Annotated in this window: 21 protein-coding genes; 17 read left to right on the plus strand and 4 right to left on the minus strand. The window is 58.1% G+C overall.

Annotated elements, in window-relative coordinates; translation table 11 throughout:
* The first annotated feature begins 146 nt into the window (after window positions 1-146).
* The 13 genes from ACFOFO_RS24700 to ACFOFO_RS24760 all read left to right on the plus strand — a co-directional run bounded on the left by ACFOFO_RS24700 (window position 147) and on the right by ACFOFO_RS24760 (window position 11,318).
* The gene (locus tag ACFOFO_RS24700; RefSeq protein ID WP_390324335.1) at window positions 147-1,466 is read left to right on the plus strand and encodes a molybdopterin molybdotransferase MoeA; all 1,320 of its coding nucleotides are present in this window, start codon (window positions 147-149) and stop codon (window positions 1,464-1,466) included.
* Window positions 1,466-1,723: a molybdopterin converting factor subunit 1 gene (gene moaD, locus ACFOFO_RS24705; RefSeq protein ID WP_390324337.1), complete on the plus strand. Its 258-nt coding sequence runs from the start codon at window positions 1,466-1,468 to the stop codon at window positions 1,721-1,723. The genes ACFOFO_RS24700 and moaD overlap by 1 nt, the downstream gene beginning before the upstream one ends.
* On the plus strand, window positions 1,720-2,424 hold the full coding sequence (locus ACFOFO_RS24710) for a lysoplasmalogenase (protein ID WP_390333309.1): 705 nt from the start codon (window positions 1,720-1,722) through the stop codon (window positions 2,422-2,424). The genes moaD and ACFOFO_RS24710 overlap by 4 nt, the downstream gene beginning before the upstream one ends.
* A 213-nt stretch (window positions 2,425-2,637) precedes the next feature.
* Entirely contained in the window at window positions 2,638-3,888 is a 1,251-nt protein-coding gene (locus tag ACFOFO_RS24715; RefSeq protein ID WP_390324339.1) for a sterol desaturase family protein, read from the plus strand.
* Between the two features lie 213 nt (window positions 3,889-4,101).
* On the plus strand, window positions 4,102-4,251 hold the full coding sequence (locus ACFOFO_RS24720) for a hypothetical protein (protein WP_390324341.1): 150 nt from the start codon (window positions 4,102-4,104) through the stop codon (window positions 4,249-4,251).
* A complete protein-coding gene (locus ACFOFO_RS24725; RefSeq protein ID WP_390333311.1) occupies window positions 4,248-4,835 on the plus strand; it encodes a hypothetical protein in 588 nt (195 codons plus the stop codon). Before ACFOFO_RS24720 ends, ACFOFO_RS24725 begins: the two co-directional genes overlap by 4 nt.
* Before the next feature lie 17 nt (window positions 4,836-4,852).
* Entirely contained in the window at window positions 4,853-5,437 is a 585-nt protein-coding gene (locus ACFOFO_RS24730) for a hypothetical protein (protein WP_390324344.1), read from the plus strand.
* Window positions 5,438-5,686: 249 nt separating this feature from the next.
* Window positions 5,687-6,190, plus strand: a complete 504-nt coding sequence (locus tag ACFOFO_RS24735) for a molybdenum cofactor biosynthesis protein MoaE (RefSeq protein WP_390324346.1) — start codon at window positions 5,687-5,689, stop codon at window positions 6,188-6,190.
* Window positions 6,187-6,561: a fluoride efflux transporter CrcB gene (crcB, locus tag ACFOFO_RS24740; RefSeq protein WP_390324347.1), complete on the plus strand. Its 375-nt coding sequence runs from the start codon at window positions 6,187-6,189 to the stop codon at window positions 6,559-6,561. The genes ACFOFO_RS24735 and crcB overlap by 4 nt, the downstream gene beginning before the upstream one ends.
* 405 nt (window positions 6,562-6,966) lie before the next feature.
* Window positions 6,967-9,576 (plus strand): ATP-dependent chaperone ClpB, encoded by a 2,610-nt coding sequence (gene clpB / locus ACFOFO_RS24745; protein WP_390333313.1) that lies wholly within the window; start codon window positions 6,967-6,969, stop codon window positions 9,574-9,576.
* Between the two features lie 279 nt (window positions 9,577-9,855).
* Window positions 9,856-10,140: a hypothetical protein gene (locus ACFOFO_RS24750; RefSeq protein WP_390333315.1), complete on the plus strand. Its 285-nt coding sequence runs from the start codon at window positions 9,856-9,858 to the stop codon at window positions 10,138-10,140.
* The gene (locus ACFOFO_RS24755) at window positions 10,137-11,009 is read left to right on the plus strand and encodes a hypothetical protein (protein ID WP_390333318.1); all 873 of its coding nucleotides are present in this window, start codon (window positions 10,137-10,139) and stop codon (window positions 11,007-11,009) included. The genes ACFOFO_RS24750 and ACFOFO_RS24755 overlap by 4 nt, the downstream gene beginning before the upstream one ends.
* Window positions 11,010-11,024: 15 nt before the next feature.
* The gene (locus tag ACFOFO_RS24760; RefSeq protein WP_390324351.1) at window positions 11,025-11,318 is read left to right on the plus strand and encodes a hypothetical protein; all 294 of its coding nucleotides are present in this window, start codon (window positions 11,025-11,027) and stop codon (window positions 11,316-11,318) included.
* A gap of 205 nt (window positions 11,319-11,523) precedes the next feature.
* Here the strand turns inward: ACFOFO_RS24760 and ACFOFO_RS24765 are convergent, their stop codons facing one another.
* Window positions 11,524-12,312 (minus strand): AraC family transcriptional regulator, encoded by a 789-nt coding sequence (locus tag ACFOFO_RS24765; protein ID WP_390324353.1) that lies wholly within the window; start codon window positions 12,310-12,312, stop codon window positions 11,524-11,526.
* 158 nt (window positions 12,313-12,470) lie between these two features.
* Here ACFOFO_RS24765 and ACFOFO_RS24770 point away from each other — a divergent pair, with 158 nt between their 5' ends.
* Together ACFOFO_RS24770 and rraA are read left to right on the plus strand one after the other, a co-directional pair.
* Entirely contained in the window at window positions 12,471-13,718 is a 1,248-nt protein-coding gene (locus tag ACFOFO_RS24770) for an MFS transporter (RefSeq protein ID WP_390324355.1), read from the plus strand.
* Window positions 13,719-13,807: 89 nt separating this feature from the next.
* Entirely contained in the window at window positions 13,808-14,302 is a 495-nt protein-coding gene (rraA, locus tag ACFOFO_RS24775) for a ribonuclease E activity regulator RraA (protein ID WP_390324356.1), read from the plus strand.
* Window positions 14,303-14,607: 305 nt separating this feature from the next.
* On the opposite strand, the gene ACFOFO_RS24780 is transcribed toward rraA, so the two are convergent.
* The 3 genes from ACFOFO_RS24780 to ACFOFO_RS24790 all read right to left on the minus strand — a co-directional run bounded on the left by ACFOFO_RS24780 (window position 14,608) and on the right by ACFOFO_RS24790 (window position 16,521).
* Window positions 14,608-15,072, minus strand: coding sequence for a hypothetical protein (locus tag ACFOFO_RS24780; RefSeq protein ID WP_390333320.1), 465 nt, complete (start codon window positions 15,070-15,072; stop codon window positions 14,608-14,610).
* A gap of 504 nt (window positions 15,073-15,576) precedes the next feature.
* Window positions 15,577-16,050 carry a YybH family protein gene (locus ACFOFO_RS24785; RefSeq protein WP_390333322.1) on the minus strand — a complete coding sequence of 158 codons (474 nt, stop codon included), beginning with the start codon at window positions 16,048-16,050 and terminating at the stop codon, window positions 15,577-15,579.
* A 105-nt stretch (window positions 16,051-16,155) separates the two neighbouring features.
* Window positions 16,156-16,521, minus strand: a complete 366-nt coding sequence (locus tag ACFOFO_RS24790; protein ID WP_390324359.1) for a cupin domain-containing protein — start codon at window positions 16,519-16,521, stop codon at window positions 16,156-16,158.
* A gap of 154 nt (window positions 16,522-16,675) precedes the next feature.
* On the opposite strand from ACFOFO_RS24790, the gene ACFOFO_RS24795 reads away from it, so the two are divergent.
* Together ACFOFO_RS24795 and aceA are read left to right on the plus strand one after the other, a co-directional pair.
* Window positions 16,676-16,936 (plus strand): phage integrase N-terminal SAM-like domain-containing protein, encoded by a 261-nt coding sequence (locus tag ACFOFO_RS24795; RefSeq protein WP_449369387.1) that lies wholly within the window; start codon window positions 16,676-16,678, stop codon window positions 16,934-16,936.
* 242 nt (window positions 16,937-17,178) lie between these two features.
* The gene (gene aceA / locus ACFOFO_RS24800) at window positions 17,179-18,474 is read left to right on the plus strand and encodes an isocitrate lyase (protein WP_390333324.1); all 1,296 of its coding nucleotides are present in this window, start codon (window positions 17,179-17,181) and stop codon (window positions 18,472-18,474) included.
* The last annotated feature ends 71 nt before the right edge of the window (window positions 18,475-18,545 follow it).

An 18,545-nucleotide genomic window follows, 5' to 3' on the forward strand; every position in this document is an offset into this window, starting at 1 on the left:
GGTCCCGGCAATGGCAAATGATGGGAGTATGTGATGAAAAGACGTAGGATGCGCTTGAATTCATTGCGCCATGTTTTTATACTGGCAGGTGTATATTATTTGGCAAGAGCCAGCGAAAAGGCTTCGGACAGCGGGAAAAAGCAGCGATGACCACGACCAAACCCATGCTCAGTGCGGCCGAAGCACTCAATCTCCTGCTGACGGCGGCGGTCCCGGTGACGGACACCGAGCTGCTGCCGACCCAGGCCGCCAACGGCCGCATTCTGGCGCAAGCGCAGAGCTCGCAACTGGATGTGCCGCCGGCCGACAATAGCCAGATGGACGGCTACGCGGTACGTGCCGCCGAATGCCTCAGCGGCGCAGCGACCCTGTCCGTCGGCCAGCGCATCCCGGCTGGTCATGTCGGTCAACCGCTGCAGCCCGGTACGGCGGCCCGTATCTTCACCGGCGCGATGATTCCGGCCGGCGCGGATGCAGTCGTGATGCAGGAAATGTGCGAACTGACCAAGGCACCCAATGACGGATCGGGCGCTCCGGATTCCGCTGCCACCGATATGGTCACCATCAGGCGCACCCCGGCCAGCGGCGAATGGATCCGTCGCGGCGGCGAGGACATCCGTGCCGGCAGCGAGATTTTGCCAGCCGGCACGCGCCTGCGCGGGCAGGAACTGGGTCTGGCCGCATCGGTCGGTCTGGCGACGCTGCCGGTGGTGAGACAGTTGCGGGTGGCAGTGTTCTTTACCGGCGACGAACTGGCGATGCCGGGCGAAGTGCTGAAGCCGGGCGCCATCTATAACTCCAATCGCTTCATGTTGCGCGGCCTGCTGGAAAATCTCGGCTGCGACATCACCGATTACGGCATCGTGCCCGACACGCTGGCCGCGACCCGCGACACCTTGCGCCGGGCGGCCGAGCAGCATGATCTGATCATCACCTCCGGCGGTGTCTCGGTGGGTGAAGAGGACCACATCAAGCCGGCGGTCGAGGCGGAAGGGCGACTCAACATGTGGCAGATCGCGATCAAGCCCGGCAAGCCGCTGGCGTTCGGCGAGGTCGACCGAGCGGCTGGCGCATCGGATGCATCGGACGCAGCGAGCGCACCGAACGCCGTGGGCCCACGTCGTGCCGCCTTCTTCCTGGGTTTGCCCGGCAACCCGGTGTCCAGTTTCGTGACCTTTCTGCTGTTCGTGCGGCCTTTCATCCTGCGTTTGCAGGGCGTATCGGACGTTGCCCCGAAAGCCTACCAAATGCGCGCCAATTTCAGCTGGCCGAAAGCGGACCGCCGCAACGAATTCCTGCGCGCCCGCATCAACGCCGACGGCGGCCTCGACCTGTTTCCGAATCAGGGTTCCGGCATACTGACGTCGACGGTATGGGGCGACGGCCTGATCGACAATCCACCCGACAGGGCCATCGCAGCAGGCGACCTTGTACGTTTCATTCCTTTTAACGAATTGCTTTATTAATGAATATCCAGCTCCGCTTCTTCGCCAGCATCCGCGAGGCGCTTGGCACCGCGCAGGAATCCGTCAGCCTGCCGGATCATGTGCGCAACGTCGGCGACGTGCGCCGCCACCTGATCGAACGCGGCGGCGTATGGGCGGAAACGCTGGCCGAAGGGCGTGTGTTGAGGATGGCTTATAACCATGTGATGAGCGAGCCGCAGACCGCGATTACCGAAGGATGTGAAGTCGCATTCTTCCCTCCCGTGACCGGTGGATGAAGCTGGAAGCCAGTGTCAGCAAAGCCGGTCCCGCTGTCTCGGGCAACGCACTGGCGGTCGCGATCGTCGCGGCACTCGCGATCATCGGCGCCAGTGTTCCTGATCTGATCTGGCTGTATTACTGTTGCAAGCCGTTGACGACCCTGATGATTTTCCGGATGGCTTGGGACAGCGTGCCGGCGGTGAGCTTGCGCTATCGCCGCGCCGTTTTGATCGGTATCGGATTTTCCCTGTTGGGTGACATCTTCCTGATGTTGCCCGCCAACGTATTTGCGGCCGGATTTATCCTGGGACTGGCTAGCTTCCTGGTGGCGCACCTCGGGTTCTTGCGGGCCCTGACGACCGACAGCAAGTTGTTTGCACGGCCCGCGGTGTTCGCCGGCATCGGTCTGGTGGGAGCGCTTAACTTGCCGATCCTGTGGCCAGGCCTGAGCGCCGATTTGCGCATACCGGTGGTGGCCTATGTCGCCTGCCTGTTGACGATGACGTCGCAGGCGATCGCGCGCCATCTGTCGCTGCAGACACCGGCCAGCAGGATGGCGGCCATCGGCGCCGCGTTTTTCATGCTGTCCGATACCTTGCTGGCGTATGACCGTTTCCGCGCGCCGCTGCCCCAGTCCGCACTGCTGATACTGGCGACGTACTACCTGGCGCTGTGGCATATCGCGCGCTCGGTCCGCAACGCACCGCCGGCATACTAGGAGTTTGTCGGACTTACGGCTCGGCGCCCCCGGAGAATCGGCCGTTAAAGTCTCTGAGCGGAACAGTGTCACCGGTTTTTTGGTCCATGGCGCGCTATGGACGCTGCAAATCCGGCAAAATCTATCGTCGTTCAGCACATTTTTCGCGTCGATTCCGTAAGCCGACAGACTCCTAGTCCGGCACCCCCATCAAAAAACTGACAAGAGATGACCGTGCACGAAAAAATCATCATGTTCGCCAGTCCGGTGTTCTTCCTGCTGATCGTGATCGAACTGATCGTCGGCCTTCGGCGCAAGCACAATACCTATCGCGTCAATGACACCATCAATAGTCTCAGTCTTGGTGTGATGAGTCAGATCATCGGCGTATTTTTGAAAATTCTGGCAGTCGGTATGTATGCCTGGGTATTTCAGCATGTTGCGCTGTTCAAGCTGCCAGCCGATAGCCTCTGGGTCTGGGTTTCCGGGTTGCTGCTTTACGATTTTCTGTATTACTGGCTGCACCGGATGGGGCACGAGACCGGGATTTTATGGGCGGCGCATGTCGTGCACCATCAAAGCGAAGAGTACAACCTGAGCACTGCCTTGCGTCAGACCAGCAGCGGCGCCTTGCTGAGCTGGGTATTCTATTTACCGATGGCGTTGCTCGGTTACCCGGTCGAGGTTTTCATCATCATCGCGCTGATCGATTTGCTGTACCAGTTCTGGGTCCATACACAGCAGATCGGCAAGCTGGGCTGGTTCGATCGGATATTCGTGTCGCCGTCCAATCACCGTGTGCATCACGCAGTCAACGATATTTATCTGGACAAGAATTACGGCGGCATCCTGATTTTGTGGGATCGGCTGTTCGGCAGCTTTATCGAAGAGCTCGACCAGCATCCGGTGGTGTACGGCACGCGTAGCCCGTTGCGCAGCTGGAATCCGTTGTGGGCCAATCTCGAGGTCTACCAGGCGATAGCGACCGATGCGTGGCGCGCCCAGCGCTGGATCGACAAATTGCTGATCTGGTTCAAGCCACCGGGCTGGCGACCGGCCGACGTCGCCGCGGCATTTCCGGCAAAGGCCTTTGATATTGCACGCCCGCAGTATGATCCGCCGCTGGCCGGGGCCAGGATGTGGTACTGCCTGCTGCAATTTATGCTGATCCTGCAGGTGACCACCCATTTCCTCGCGGCATACGCAGGCGTGCCCTTAGCCTATGCGCTGGCTTATGCGTTATGGCTGATTGCCGGTTTGTGGATCGTCGGCGGCTTGATGGAGCACAGCATGCGCTACCTGAAACTGGAAGTGGCGCGACTGATCCTGACGATGCTGGCAGTGTCGGTCACCGCCAGCTGGTTCGATACCCTGAACCTGCCGACCATCGCGCAAGGGCTGATCGGCGCGGTTTGTCTGGCGTCACTGCTGGCGCTCTGGATCATCTTCGGCAAAGATAGCGCAGCAAGACCTGTTTCGGATTAAGTCCGATGACATGTTCGGACCGGTAAAAATGGCGAAAACCGCTAATTCTACGAACCAGGTTTTGAATCTCATGTTCAGCATGGCATATTTTGTAGGCTTGCCGGTGTAGCCCTCGAGTGCCGGATGGCCAGCACGCTGTTGGGCCGTGCGGTGATGGTGTCGGCACTGTGCCAACACTTTGATACAAAAAAATCGTCCTAAGGCGCGCTGCCAATGCATGAAAATACTGCGTTGCGCCAATTAAATAACGTGTTTTTGCCGATATTCGCGCAAAAATATTCCGGCCAGGTGCGTGCAAAGGGCAACAACCGTGTACATTTCGGTTTTGTAATTTGCGCGCGCAATTTTGGAGAGAAAGAATGAAGATTTGTTTGCGGTACCCACGGACCTTGGCGATACTGACCGCCACGCTGGTGTTGAGCGCTTGCGGTGGCAGTGGCAGCAGTGAGATTGCGTTGAGCGGCACCGCGACCGGGGTGACAGGGAGCGGCGTGATCCTGGCCAATGTCGTCAATACGGTCGTGATGCCGATCGCGATTCCGGTCAACGCGACCACCTTCGCTTTTCCGACACACCTGCAGTTCGGCTCGGTCTATTCCGTCTACGTGCAGGCCGAGCCGGTCAATCTGAGCTGCATGGTCCTCAATGCGGCTGGCACCGCTACGGGCAATGTCACCAATTTGCAACTGGTATGCACATCGCGCAGCGTGTTGGGCGGAACGGTCAGCGGCCTGACCGGCGCCGGGCTGGTGCTGGCCAATGGCGGCGATGTTGTGAGCGTGGGGGCCAATGCAATGACCTTCAGTTTCGCGAACCGTGTCCCCCTTGATTCGGCCTATGGCGTAACGATCCTTACCCAGCCTGCGGGTCAAACCTGCGTTGTGACAAATGGCAGCGGCAAAATGGGCGATGCCGATATCACCAATGTCCAGGTTAGTTGCAGCTAGGAATTACGGAGAAACCAATGAACAAGAATCCCTTAAAAACACGTCTGTTGCCAGCGTTGTCCTTGCTGGCGCTGACCGTCATCCTGTCTGCATGCGGCGGCTACACCACGGTCGATCTGGGCGGTTCCGCTTCTGGCGTAACCCGCGACGGCCTGGTACTGGTAAACGCCGGCAAGACGGTCGCCGTGCCGGTTAACGCGACCTCGTATACATTCCCGGAAAAAATTGACATCGGTTCGCAATATAACGTGTCGATTCAGGCTCAACCTGGCAGTCTGACCTGTGCGCTGTCGAATACGAGCGGCACCGCGTCCGGACAACCGATCAGCAACGTCAATGTCGCATGCACGACCAATACCCATACGCTAGGCGGTACCGTCAGCGGCCTGACAACCACCGGATTGGCGCTTACCAACGGTAGCGATACCGTGACGATTGCGGCAGGGCAGACCAGTTTTGTTTTTTCCGGCAAGGTCGCGGACGGCACCGTGTATGGGGTCGCGATTCTGACGCAACCTGCGGGGCAGACTTGCAGCGTGCAAAATGGCACAGCCGTAATGGGGTCTGCCGATGTCACTAACGTGGCGGTGAGTTGCGTCTGAAGCACCACGACACATTAGCGCCTTGGTGAATGGATGAATCGGTTGAGGCAATGGCTTCGGATGAAGCCATTGCCTGTCTGATTGGCATATTCGTCTCAGTCTTTGTATGATCGTGTCCGTTCCGATTTTTTCGCCTCGTTTTGATGAAACGTGACACAAATCGGACCGGTATCAGACTTCAGATACCTGCACGCCAATTCGGCGCGCTAGAATACCGTATTACAACCCGCCACAGCCCGTAATCTCCTCATGCCCATCCGCGTTCAGACCCAGGATTTCGACCTCAGCACCGAGTTGGCACAACTGCGTGCGGCGGATCCGAAAATTGGTGCGATCGTCTGTTTTGTCGGGACCGTACGCGACCTGAGCGACGGTGTCGATGTGGCCGAGATGGAGCTGGAACACTATCCCGGCATGACCGAGAAGGCGCTGGAAGAGATCGTGGCGCAGGCCAAGCTGCGCTGGCCCCTGTTTGATGCGCTGGTGGTGCATCGAGTCGGTCCGCTCAAGCCTTTGGCCCAAATCGTGCTGGTCGCAGTGACCGCCGCGCATCGTGGTGAAGCGTTCGCCGCCTGCGAGTTCATCATCGATTATCTGAAGACGCAGGCACCGTTCTGGAAGAAGGAACAGACGCCACAGGGCGCGCGCTGGGTCGACGCGCGGGTGACCGATGACGTCGCGCTGGCCAAGTGGGGGGCCGAAACCAGTGTCGGTAGCGGCACCGCCGCGTGCAAGCCAGAATCCGCCGCATGAGCTGGCTAGCTGTGGGTTGCGGCGCTGCGCTCGGCGCTTGGTTGCGGTGGGCGCTAGGGGTGCTGTGTAATACGCTGCACAGCCAGTTGCCGTTAGGCACCTTGGCAGCGAATCTGGGCGGCGGTTATCTGATCGGCCTGGCACTGGTTTTTTTCAGCAAGCATCCGAGCCTGGCGCCGGAATGGCGTTTGTTTGCGATTACCGGATTTTTGGGTGGATTGACGACTTTTTCGACATTTTCTGCTGAGGCGATGCAGTTGTTGCAGCGCGGCGATTACGGCTGGGCGCTGGGCCACACCGCGCTGCATCTGGTCGGTTCGATCGCGTTATGCGGCGCCGGTTTCGCAACATACCGCGCGCTGGCCGGCTAGCGGTACCGATTTACAAGGGTTCCGCGCCGACGGCGCTCCACCGGCCTCCAACTCCGGCTCTTGGTGCGCGGGAGTATGTTCAAGAATATGACGATTCCGCTTCAATCTATTGGACGTTACTGAATACACACCACAGTATTTTTCCGTTGGCGGGACACTCCTGATTCAACGGCTGTTGCCGCATTGCATGGCAACATCATTGCGTCACCCAAGTCATCACAGTTTGCCCTATCTCCATTCGTTCGCGCGCAGCCGCTGCACAATCCTTCCTTGCGGCGATAATGTTCTCTGATCTTATTCGATGCCGCGCTGCACCCGATGTTGCAGATCGTCGCTGGACGGCAGCATCTTGTAAATCACCTGTTCGGCCCAACTTCTGGAGTAAATTGAATAACGGAGTGCCTGATGCGCCAAGATAAACTCACCACCAAGTTGCAGGAAGCCCTGGCCGATGCCCAAAGCGTGGCGGTCGGCAACGATAATCAATACATCGAGCCCTTGCACCTGCTGACCGCGTTGCTGGGCCAGGACGACGGCGGTGCCGTTTCGCTTCTACAGCGCGCCGGCGTCAATGTCGGCGGCCTGAATGCGGCGCTGAAGGCGGCACTGGAGCGTCTGCCGAAGGTATCCGGTACCGGCGGCGAGCTGCAGGTCGGACGCGATCTGGTCTCGCTCCTGAACCTGGCCGACAAAGAAGCGCAAAAGCGCGGTGATCAGTTCATTGCCAGCGAAATGGTGCTGCTGGCGATGGCCGATGACAAATCCGACGCCGGCCGGCTGGCGCGCGAAAACGGGCTGTCGCGCAAGGCGCTGGAAGCGGCAGTCACCGCGGTGCGCGGCGGCAGCACGATGAATTCGCAAGAGGCCGAAGGCCAGCGCGAGGCGCTGAAAAAATACACGCTGGACCTGACCGAGCGCGCCCGCAACGGCAAGCTCGATCCGGTGATCGGCCGCGACGACGAGATCCGCCGCGCGATCCAGGTGCTGCAGCGACGCACCAAGAACAACCCGGTGCTGATCGGCGAACCCGGCGTCGGCAAGACCGCCATTGTCGAAGGCTTGGCGCAGCGCATCATCAACGGCGAAGTACCCGAATCACTGAAGAACAAGCGCGTGCTGGCGCTCGACATGGCGGCGCTGGTGGCCGGCGCCAAGTATCGCGGCGAGTTTGAAGAACGCCTGAAAGCGGTGCTGAAGGAACTGGCGCAAGACGAGGGGCAGACCATCGTCTTCATCGACGAGATGCACACCATGGTCGGCGCCGGCAAGGCCGAGGGCGCGATGGACGCCGGCAACATGCTGAAGCCGGCACTGGCGCGTGGCGAACTGCACTGCGTCGGCGCCACCACGCTCGACGAGTATCGCAAGTACATCGAGAAGGATGCGGCGCTGGAGCGACGCTTCCAGAAAATTCTGATTGACGAACCGAGCGTCGAGGCGACCATCGCGATCCTGCGCGGCCTGCAGGAAAAATACGAGTTACATCACGGCGTCGAGATTACCGACGCGGCCATCATCGCGGCGGCCGAGCTGTCGCATCGCTACATCACCGACCGCTTCCTGCCGGACAAGGCAATCGACCTGATCGACGAAGCGGCATCCAAGATCAAGATCGAGATCGATTCCAAGCCGGAAGTGATGGACAAGCTGGCGCGCCGCGTGATTCAGCTGAAGATCGAGCGCGAGGCGGTGAAGAAGGAAAAGGATGAAGCATCGCAGAAACGGCTCGGACTGATCGAGGAAGAGATCGGCAAGCTCGAGCGCGAATACGCCGACTTCGAGGAAATCCTGAAAGCGGAAAAAGCCGGTGTCGAGGGCGCCAAGCACATCAAGGAAGAGATCGAAAAAGTGCGCTTGCAGATGGAAGAGGCGACCCGCAAGAGCGACTGGCAAACTGTGTCAGAGTTGCAGTATGGCAAGTTGCCGGAACTGGAAAAGGCCTTGGAAGCCCAATCGAAAAAGGACGCCCAAGCCAATCAGGACCAGCAGGGCATGGGGGGCCAAAGCAAGCCGAAGCTGTTGCGGACCCAGGTCGGCGCCGAAGAAATCGCCGAGGTGGTGTCGCGCGCTACCGGCATCCCGGTGTCGCGCATGATGCAGGGCGAGCGCGAGAAGTTGCTGCACATGGAAGACGAACTGCACAAGCGCGTGATCGGCCAGCACGAGGCAATCGTCGCCGTGTCGGACGCCATCCGCCGCTCGCGTTCGGGTCTGGGCGACCCGACCCGGCCGTACGGCTCGTTCATGTTTCTTGGCCCGACCGGGGTTGGCAAGACCGAGTTGTGCAAGGCGCTGGCGTCGTTCCTGTTCGATACCGAAGATGCCTTGATCCGCATCGACATGAGCGAATTCATGGAAAAACATTCGGTCGCGCGTCTGATCGGTGCGCCGCCCGGCTACGTCGGCTATGACGAAGGTGGCTACCTGACCGAGGCGGTGCGGCGCAAGCCGTACAGCGTGATCCTGCTCGATGAGGTCGAAAAGGCGCATCACGACGTGTTTAACGTGCTGTTGCAGGTACTCGACGATGGCCGCATGACCGATGGTCAGGGACGCACGGTCGATTTCAAGAACACGGTAATCGTGATGACATCGAACCTCGGCTCCCACAAGATCCAGGCGATGGTGGACAGCGATCCGGCGATCGTCAAGATGGAGGTGATGGGCGAGGTCAGGGCGCATTTCCGGCCTGAATTCATCAACCGGATCGACGAGATCGTGGTGTTCCACGCGCTCGACGAAAAGAACATCGGTGCGATCGCCAAGGTGCAACTGCACATCCTGGAGCAACGACTGGAAAAGATGGATATGGGCTTGGAGATGTCCGAGTCGGCGCTGCAGAAGATCGCCGAAGCTGGTTACGACCCGGTGTATGGCGCCCGTCCTTTGAAGCGGGCGATCCAGCAACAGATTGAGAATCCGGTGTCGAAACTGATCTTGCAGGGCAAGTTCGGGCCGAAGGACGTGATCGTTGTCGATGTGAAGGACGGACAGCTCAGCTTTGACCGAAAGTGATAAAAAATACCGCTTGTTAAAAACTTGTTACGCTGAAATATCAAGTTTTTGCAGGCGATAAGGACAATAAAAAGGCCACGCATGTGGTAATGCCGTTCAGTTAAGAGCTGAGCGGCATTTTTTTTGAAACTTGTCGGAATTCCCTACTGCCCTTTAAATTTTGCAAAAAAACTAAAATACCAATAGTATTGTTGTCATTAAAGAAATATTGCAAATAAGCATGCCAGCATAATTAATGCTTGTTGCAAAATTAGGGATATCGCTCATTTGGGAGAAGGAATGAAAAATAAATCGATGCTGCCCTTCTTTAGTTCTTTAGTTTTGGTAGGTAAATATCAAACCAACGTGGCGTTTGGCATCTCTGACTGCAGCAGCACTGCGGGAGTCGATCAGATGCAGATTACCGGTACTAGGGGGGATCAGGACGCCCCTTTCTCGATCACCAAGGTGTGCTTCAAAGTTGATAGCAAGTCATGTCCAATTGACGGGGGACACAGGTTTGGAACATTCATAAATCATGTTGTGGTGAGGGCAAATAATTCGGAGTGGAGGGCAGTTGCGTGAACTCACGAACCTTATCGCCACTGCTTTCGCTTTGCAGGATGGCGCGACATTTGGTTTGTATTGTTGCATGGCTCTGGGTTAGCGGAGTTGTGCATGCACAGGATACCTCCCCAGTCATCGTCGCAGGCTCAAAATTTCCCGCAGACGCCGGTCCCTTATTTCGCGTCGACGGCGGCGAACGAAAATTCCTCATCCCACAGGGCTATTTCCGCAGTCGTGTGGCGGGGTATGCCAGCAAGGATGCTTGGTGGCTCGAAGCGCTCTGGCCAGACCTGACACCGTGGCGAGAGAACAATCCTGCGGACGACAAAGAGTTTCATGCCCCGGGCGGGGGGCGGATGATAAAAATGGAAGTCGGGTTCGGGGGAAAGAACATGGCTACGTTCCTGAACAGATTGATCAATGAAAATGAGCCGGGAGACCCTGGGTACGGATACAAATCTCCATTTAATTTTCCCGACGACACTACCGACAAGCGTATCAAGGGCGATCAGCGCTATGGTCTTCAGCCTTACTACGTTGATTTCAACAAGGTTCTCGTGTTCCTGAACCGCGACAGAAAAGTACCCATCATCACGCTGGACGAAGTTGCCAAATCCAGGTGGAATGACTGGTTTATTCGGCGCGACAGTGCCGGCACGGTGAGTACATTAATCCGTTGCGACTCCAGAGAGGTGGCCGATCCTCCGGAGGCAGCCATCACGGGCCGAGGCATAGCTCTGGTTCCGCATTGCGAGCACAAAATCCTGCTGCCCAAATACAACGCTCGGGTGGATATCAGCTACCGCCGAGTATTCCTGCCGCAATGGCAAGCCATCGACGATGCCGTTCGGGCATTGTTGACTAAATTTGAAACTACACAACCGTAAACTGAAGAGAAGAACATGGCTGGACTTACCCAAAAAGACATCGATATACTGAGCAGCTACGCACGAGACGGCAATCGAACCGGCTACTGGAACTACCTTGCCAACCTCCCTGGCAACGACAACTACGGGCGACTGGCACTGTCCGTGGTGCGCAATGACAATCTGGCGGGCTCTACCGCCAACCACTTCGCAGAGGACCACGCGGAATCCAGAGGCGTGTCATTCACGGCGTACAACGTGATCGCCAACCTGTTGGAGCAGGGTTTGTCGCTACTGATTCTGGTGGTCGGCGGCAGAAAGTCGAATTGAAACCGTCTGCTTATACCTTTCAGAAGTTCGGCATGCAGGATGGCACGGTGCTCAATATCGGCGCCGATTTCAGAGTCAGCCACCGTGTACAGTAAGCACCCCCACCGGCAACGGCATCGATGCGGCAAAGTGGCAATGTCAACATACCCTGGTCTTGCCTGGCCCGATCGCAAGGCAGACCCGACCCCGGTGTGGCCACCGGCCTTTACTGCGCTTTGCCGTCGAAAAAAACCGATGGCGATTGCCCGAAGGTCTTCTTAAACATCGCGGAAAATGCGGATTGGCTGGCGTAACCCAGGTCTGCCGCGACCTGCGACATCGGCATGCCGCGCGCAATCAGTTGCGCCGCATGCGCCAGGCGCATCTGCTGGCGCCACTGACTGAAGCTCATACCCAGATCGCGCTCGAACAGGCGTGCCAGCGTACGCCCGGACGCGCCGACATGGCGCGCGAAATCATCCAGCCCGAAGCGCGACCCCGGCGCCGCGATCATCATCTCACACAGCGCCTTAAGCCGTTTGTCGGTCGGCAGCGCGACCCGGATTGGCAAAGTCGCGGCACCGGCCAGTTCATCCAGAATCAAGGCGGCCAGCTTTGTTTCGCGCGGCGTATCCGGGTCGGCCTGGGCCAACGCGGCGATCAGTTCGCGCAGCAGCGCCGACACATTCAGCACTTCACAGTCGGTGCCCTGGAATGGCGCCAGTTCGGCGTCGACATAGAGCGCGCGCAAGTTGGCTTTTTCCAGCACCACGATTTCATGCAGCGCGTTTGGCGGGATCCAGATCGCACGCAGCGGCGGCACGATCCAGCTGCTATTGCCGACCGTGACGCGGATCAGGCCGAGCGAGGCGTGGGTAACCTGGCCCCAGCGATGGCTGTGCGCGGCCAACAGCTCCGCCGTATCCAGATCGCGCGCGATCAGTCGTACCGGCCGTTGTGCGCTTGGCGCCATGCCGGGTTGCGGCTGGGTGTGGGTAATCGGTTCGATGGGCATGATGCAGCCTGGCTAGTAACAAAATTCGACTAAGGGTCAAAGTTTGTCGATGATTCAGGTTGGCTGAACATCGACAACTTATGTCATTTTATCTTGAATGTGACGTTTTAATTATCCTTACACTGGCCATTCGCCAGCCATTGACCCCATAGCACACCATGCATAGCACCCAACCACCAGCACTGCGTCAGGACGCCAAGGTCATCGGATTGATCGGCATCGGGCACGGCGTCTCGCATTTTTTTCATCTGATCCTGGCGTCGCTGTTTCCGTGGCTGAAGGTCGATTTCCAGTTGTCCTACGCCGAACTGGGGTTGCTGATGACGGTGTTTTTCATTGTGTCGGGCATCGGCCAGGCGCTGGCTGGCTTCGTGGTCGATCGGGTCGGCGCCCGCAGGGTGCTGTTCGGCGGTTTGGGTTGTCTTGCGGTATCGGCGCTGGCACTGTCATCGGCGCAAACGTATCCGATGCTGCTGGCGGGCTCGATGCTGGCCGGCCTGGGCAACAGCGTCTTTCACCCGGCCGATTTCAGCCTGTTGAACAAGCGCGTGTCGGCAGCGCGGATCGGTCATGCATTTTCGGTACACGGCGTGTCCGGCAATCTCGGCTGGGCCGCGGCACCACTGTTTCTGACCGGGATTGCTGGCCTGTCGAGCTGGCGCAGCGCGCTGGTCGCCGCCGCGTTTATTCCGCTCGCAGTGCTGCTGTTGCTGGTGCTGAACCGTGATGCGTTGCGTACCGACGATCCGCGGCCACATACGTCACCGGCTGCGGTTGCTGCCAGCAACAGCGATCTGTTCGATTTTCTGCGGCTGCCGACGATCTGGATGTGCTTCACGTTCTTCGTCATCACGGCGCTGGCGACCGGCGGCATCCAGAGTTTTTCGGCCACCAGCCTGCGTGCCTTGTACGGCATGCCGCTGGTGTGGGCGACCACCGGCTATACCGCATATATGCTGGCGTCGGCTGCCGGTATGGTGCTGGGCGGATTCCTGGCGTCGAATTCAAGCCGGCCCGATCGTATCATTGCCCGTTGCTTCATCGGCTCCGGCCTGGTCGCGTTGCTGATTGCGTCGGGCTGGCCGGCGCCATTCATGGCGGTGAGCTTGATGGCCGTGGTCGGCTTCGGCGCCGGTGTGGCGGGACCGTCGCGCGACTTGCTGATCCGCGCCGCAGCGCCAAAAAACGCGACCGGTCGCGTCTACGGCGTGGTCTATTCCGGTAACGATATCGGCTTGGCCGCGTCGCCACTGCTGTTCGGCGCGTTGATGGATACGAACCGGCCGGCCTGGGTGTTTGTCTGCATCGGCGCGTTCCAGTTGCTGGCGATCGCCACCGCGGTCAGGGTCGGCAGCAATACCGCCAAAAAAGCAGTGGGCAAGGACAAGCAGTTGCTGCCGGCCTGAACCGGGCTTGACTGCTTGGCTTGCCAGGCTTCGTCTCGCTTTGTCTGCTTTATACTCAGCGCATCAATATTCTGGATGAGGAAAGACCGATGACGTTTGCCACCTGCGATCTGTGCGATGCGAATGAGGACCAGCTGGCCGATGGCTCGCTGGCGGTGCTGCCGCCGGTGTTCCGGCAATTCGGCAGGCTGATCGCGTTTTCCGGCCCGGCCGTGACCTTGAAGGTGTTCGAGGACAATACGCTGGTGCGCACTGCGCTGGAGCAGCCGGGCGATGGCCGGGTACTGGTGGTGGACGGCGGCGGCAGCCTGCGCTGTGCGCTGCTCGGTGGCAATCTGGCGCAGCTGGCCGAACAGAACGGCTGGGCCGGCGTCATTATCGATGGCTGCGTCCGTGATTCGCTGGAGATCAATGGCTGCAACATCGGCGTGCGCGCGCTGGCAACGCACCCGAAAAAGAGCGCGAAGCAGGGCGCTGGCGCACTGCACACAAGGGTGACCATCGCCGGGGTAGCGGTCGAACCCGGCTACTGGATGTATGCCGATGCCGATGGCGTGCTGGCGGCGGTGTGCAAGCTGGACTGACCTCGCATCAAGCCGACTAAATACTGGCGGTAGTATTTTTTAAGGCTCAACAAAATCAAGCGGGTATCGTACTGTTTTTGGCTATACTCCCGCCAAGTGCAGCGCGTTGATGCGTGCCCGCAGAATTGGGGGCGCGACCGTTGTCGCCCTCAGGCGCCACCCGCACAGCATGCGAGCGGGCCGCCATCGGCGCCGGCCTGCCTGACGCGAGCGGCTCTGACCGGGCCGCATTCCTGCTCGCTTCCTTGCCTCTGACTTCGGCCATTCTTGCTTCGGCACCAATACCGTGTTGCCTAACGTTCGAGTTAGACCGCATCGACAGACGTTTGCTCAAGGTTCGACGCGTCCTCGTTTATCCAGATTTTCGCTGATGGTAGCTCCAGTGATTTGTTCACTTGGTCCAACGTCAATGCCCCACGCGAGGCGTTAACTTCAGCAGCGCTCAACAGCAAAGGTTGAAGCGCCTTTAGCACGATGGAGTTTCGTTCGATCCCCACTCTGTGGTCGGTGTAGAACTGGGCCCGGTAGCCAAAAGCGCTGTTGAAAAACACATCGTAGGTTTGGGCCGTTATGGAAAAAAGAAACTCTGGACGAGTGTGCCCCTTGGCTTCCAGGTCGCCTCTGTTGGCGCAGTATTTGATTGTTTGGGTTTCTTTCACGATAGCCTCGATCACGCTGTCGAAAGGAATCGGCGTTGCCAAGTAGCGGCGCCGATCATTTCGCACGCGGGTAGGGTTAAGGTTCCAGTCTTGAAGGGTCGATGCAACCATTGGTGTTCAGTACGCCCAATGTCGAGGTGAGAGGCTGGCCGCCCAAGGATTAAACAGTGACTCGCAAGGCAGTAAGGCACAATTCGTAGGGCGTCAATAAGCGCAGCGCATTGCGCCGCATGTTCACTCCACACAAAGGATTACCTCATCAGATCCGCCCGCCAAATCCAGGAAGTACATTCCCTGCACCACCCAATGGTGAAATGTCGAATAGAGCCGATCGCGCGTCCGCTCGACCAAGCCATGCTTGAGCGGATTGACATGAACTTAATCGCCGTGCATTGCAAAATCCTTGTTGTCGCGAATCAAATGCTGTCCATAGCGCCGTTGCCAAATCCCACGTTCACCACGACGATAATGAGACATCAGGTGAATTGAACACAGCATACGGCGCAATGCGCTGCGCTTATTGACGCCCTACGAATTGCGCGCTACGGCCTTGTCGTGTAGGTGAGAGGCGCCCTGCGTTCGCGCGTCCCTCTCGACCGGGAGGTTATGCATGCTTCATTGCTTGGCGCCCTCGGTTCCCGCAGGCTCCGCCGACGCGTGATCGACGATGTAGACCCAACGGCCGCCTTTTCGCTCAGCGATGCCGGTGAATCGCCCTATCATCACAACTGGACTGCCGCCCGACTTGGGCGCCAGCGTAAGAGAGAACCTGCCCCAACCAACGGAAACCTTGCCCATGGTCCGATACCCCGTTTCCGACAAGACGACCTCCTTGACAGTGTTCGCGGACAGCAATCCTTCGTACGCAGAGCGAATCGCCTTTTCGCCGCGCGCCTCCTTGGCCTGAGGAAGCCAGACCACCGCATCGGGCGCGTAAGTCTTCAGTACGGCTTCGAGGTCATTGGCTTTCATGGCCTTGATCCACGACGAGTCCACGGACTGCGCGCCCGTCTCTGCAGCGCGACAAGGAAGCGAAAACGTGACAATCAGGAATGCAAGGGCCGTGATACGCAGCAACAAGGAACGCATGGCACACCTCCTATAGTTGATGGTGATGGAAGCTGGCTACCTACTGCCTAACGTAGAAGTAACCGGCCCGCGCGGTTTTTGGCGCGGGTTTGGTTGACTGCCATGTTAGACCGTTGGTAGAACATTCGTGCGGTCACCGGCGGTGGTTGGAGAGGAAACGACAATGAAAACGACCTCCACATCTGAGGTGTTTGCGAAACGGTGAGGTACTCCGGGCGGAACATGCACGCCTTGGCCTGCGTTGAATGAAACTTCCTTTCCCTCGCACTCCAACGTCGCGGAGCCAGAGAGAACATAGAAGAATTGACGGGCTCGCGAGTGATAGTGCTTGACCTCGCCGGCACCTGGCGGGACACGCTCTTGAATGACGCTCAGTTCCGGATGCTTGAGCAGATGCCAACCGTCGCAGACGCTACCCCAGACGTAGTGCTCGGCCGTTTCTCGATCAATGGGCGTGATGTTCTCGGACATACGAAGATGAGGTCTAAGTTTGATACGGGCGACAGTTTTTCTGAGTATCCACGTCGGCTGTCGCCCTAACTCCGAAACATGAAATCGTTTAGGAGTGGCTTGCGGGCTTGTTTTGCGCGTAATATGCTGTGCGTTTATACAGCATTAAATCATCGTGAAAACCAGCACTTCATCACTCCCACCTCTATGCGCGGTCAAGATTCTCGACCAGTTGCGTGAACGTATCCATTATTTGCACTACAGCATACGTACGGAAGATGTTTATGTCTATTGGGTAAAAGTATTTATACGCTTCCACCATGTCCGCCATCCGGCTGAAATGGGTGCGGCTGAGGTCGAGGCTTTTCTGTCCTGGTTGGCAAATGAGCGTGGTGTATCTGTGGGGGCCCGGTGGCATTGGGCCGATATTTCATGAAGCGAAAATGTAATTTCACAATATGAAAAATGAGGGTGCGTGGCACAAAATTGACTTTCCATTTTAAGGAATGTTATTTCGTATCGCAAAAAACAAAATATAAGTTATTGAAAATTATGAATAAAATTTAAGTTATATGTCTTATATAAGACATTGTTGCTCCGCAGAATAAGGGCTATCATTGATCTAACGAGATTTGGTTTTTACCTTGATTTTCAACTTGTCAGCCTAAGGAGATAGCAATGTCAACACGTCAACAGCAAGTCGCTGCCCTGCAAAAAGACTGGGATACCAATCCACGCTGGAAGGGTGTCGTTCGCAATTACACCGCCGAGGACGTGGTGCGCCTGCGCGGTTCGCTGCCGATCGAGCACACGCTGGCCAAGCGCGGTGCAGAGAAGCTGTGGGACCTGGTCAACAACGAGCCGTTCGTCAATGCGCTCGGCGCCTTGACCGGCAATCAGGCCATGCAGCAAGTCAAGGCCGGTCTGAAAGCGATCTATCTGTCCGGCTGGCAAGTCGCCGGCGACGCCAACAATGCCGGTGAAATGTACCCTGACCAGTCGTTGTATCCGGCCAATTCGGTGCCGACGGTGGTCAAGCGCATCAACAACACCTTCACCCGCGCCGACCAGATCCAGTGGTCGGAAGGCAAGGACGACATCGATTACTTCGCACCGATCGTGGCCGATGCCGAAGCCGGTTTCGGCGGCGTGTTGAATGCCTATGAGCTGATGAAGTCGATGATTGACGCCGGCGCCGCCGGTGTGCACTTTGAGGATCAGCTGGCATCGGTCAAGAAATGCGGCCACATGGGTGGCAAAGTGCTGGTGCCATCGCGCGAAGCAGTTGAAAAACTGACGGCAGCGCGTCTGGCAGCCGACGTGATGGGTACCTCGACGCTGGTAATTGCACGCACCGATGCGGAAGCGGCCGATCTGCTGACGTCCGATGTCGACGACAATGACCGGCCTTTCTGCACCGGCGAACGCACCGTCGAAGGTTTCTACAAGACCCGTCCAGGTATCGAGCAGGCGATCTCGCGCGCCCTGGCTTATTGTCCGTACGCCGATCTGGTGTGGTGCGAAACCGGCAAGCCGGATCTGGCCTTCGCCAAGCAGTTCGCCGATGCGGTGCATGCGAAATTCCCTGGCAAGATGCTGGCCTATAACTGCTCGCCGTCGTTCAACTGGAAGAAAAACCTGGACGATGCAACCATCGCCAAGTTCCAGAAAGAGCTGGGCGCAATGGGTTACAAGTTCCAGTTCATCACGCTGGCCGGTTTCCACGCACTGAACTACGGCATGTTCAACCTGGCACACGGTTACGCACGGCGTCAGATGTCGGCCTTCGTCGAGTTGCAGGAAGCCGAATTCGCCGCCGCGGACAAGGGCTTTACCGCCGTCAAACACCAGCGCGAAGTCGGCACCGGTTATTTCGATGCGGTGACACAGGCGATCCAGCAAGGCCAGTCCTCGACTACCGCGCTGCATGGGTCGACTGAGGACGAGCAATTCTTCGACCAGAAGGTTGCCTGAGTCTAGTGTGACCTGTAGTGTTTGAAGACCCCCGGAGGTGGTTGCCTTCGGTGAGCAAAAAGCCGCATCTT

It is taken from the genome of Pseudundibacterium arcticum, assembly GCF_042646465.1.
Lineage (GTDB): Bacteria > Pseudomonadota > Gammaproteobacteria > Burkholderiales > Burkholderiaceae_D > Undibacterium_A > Undibacterium_A arcticum.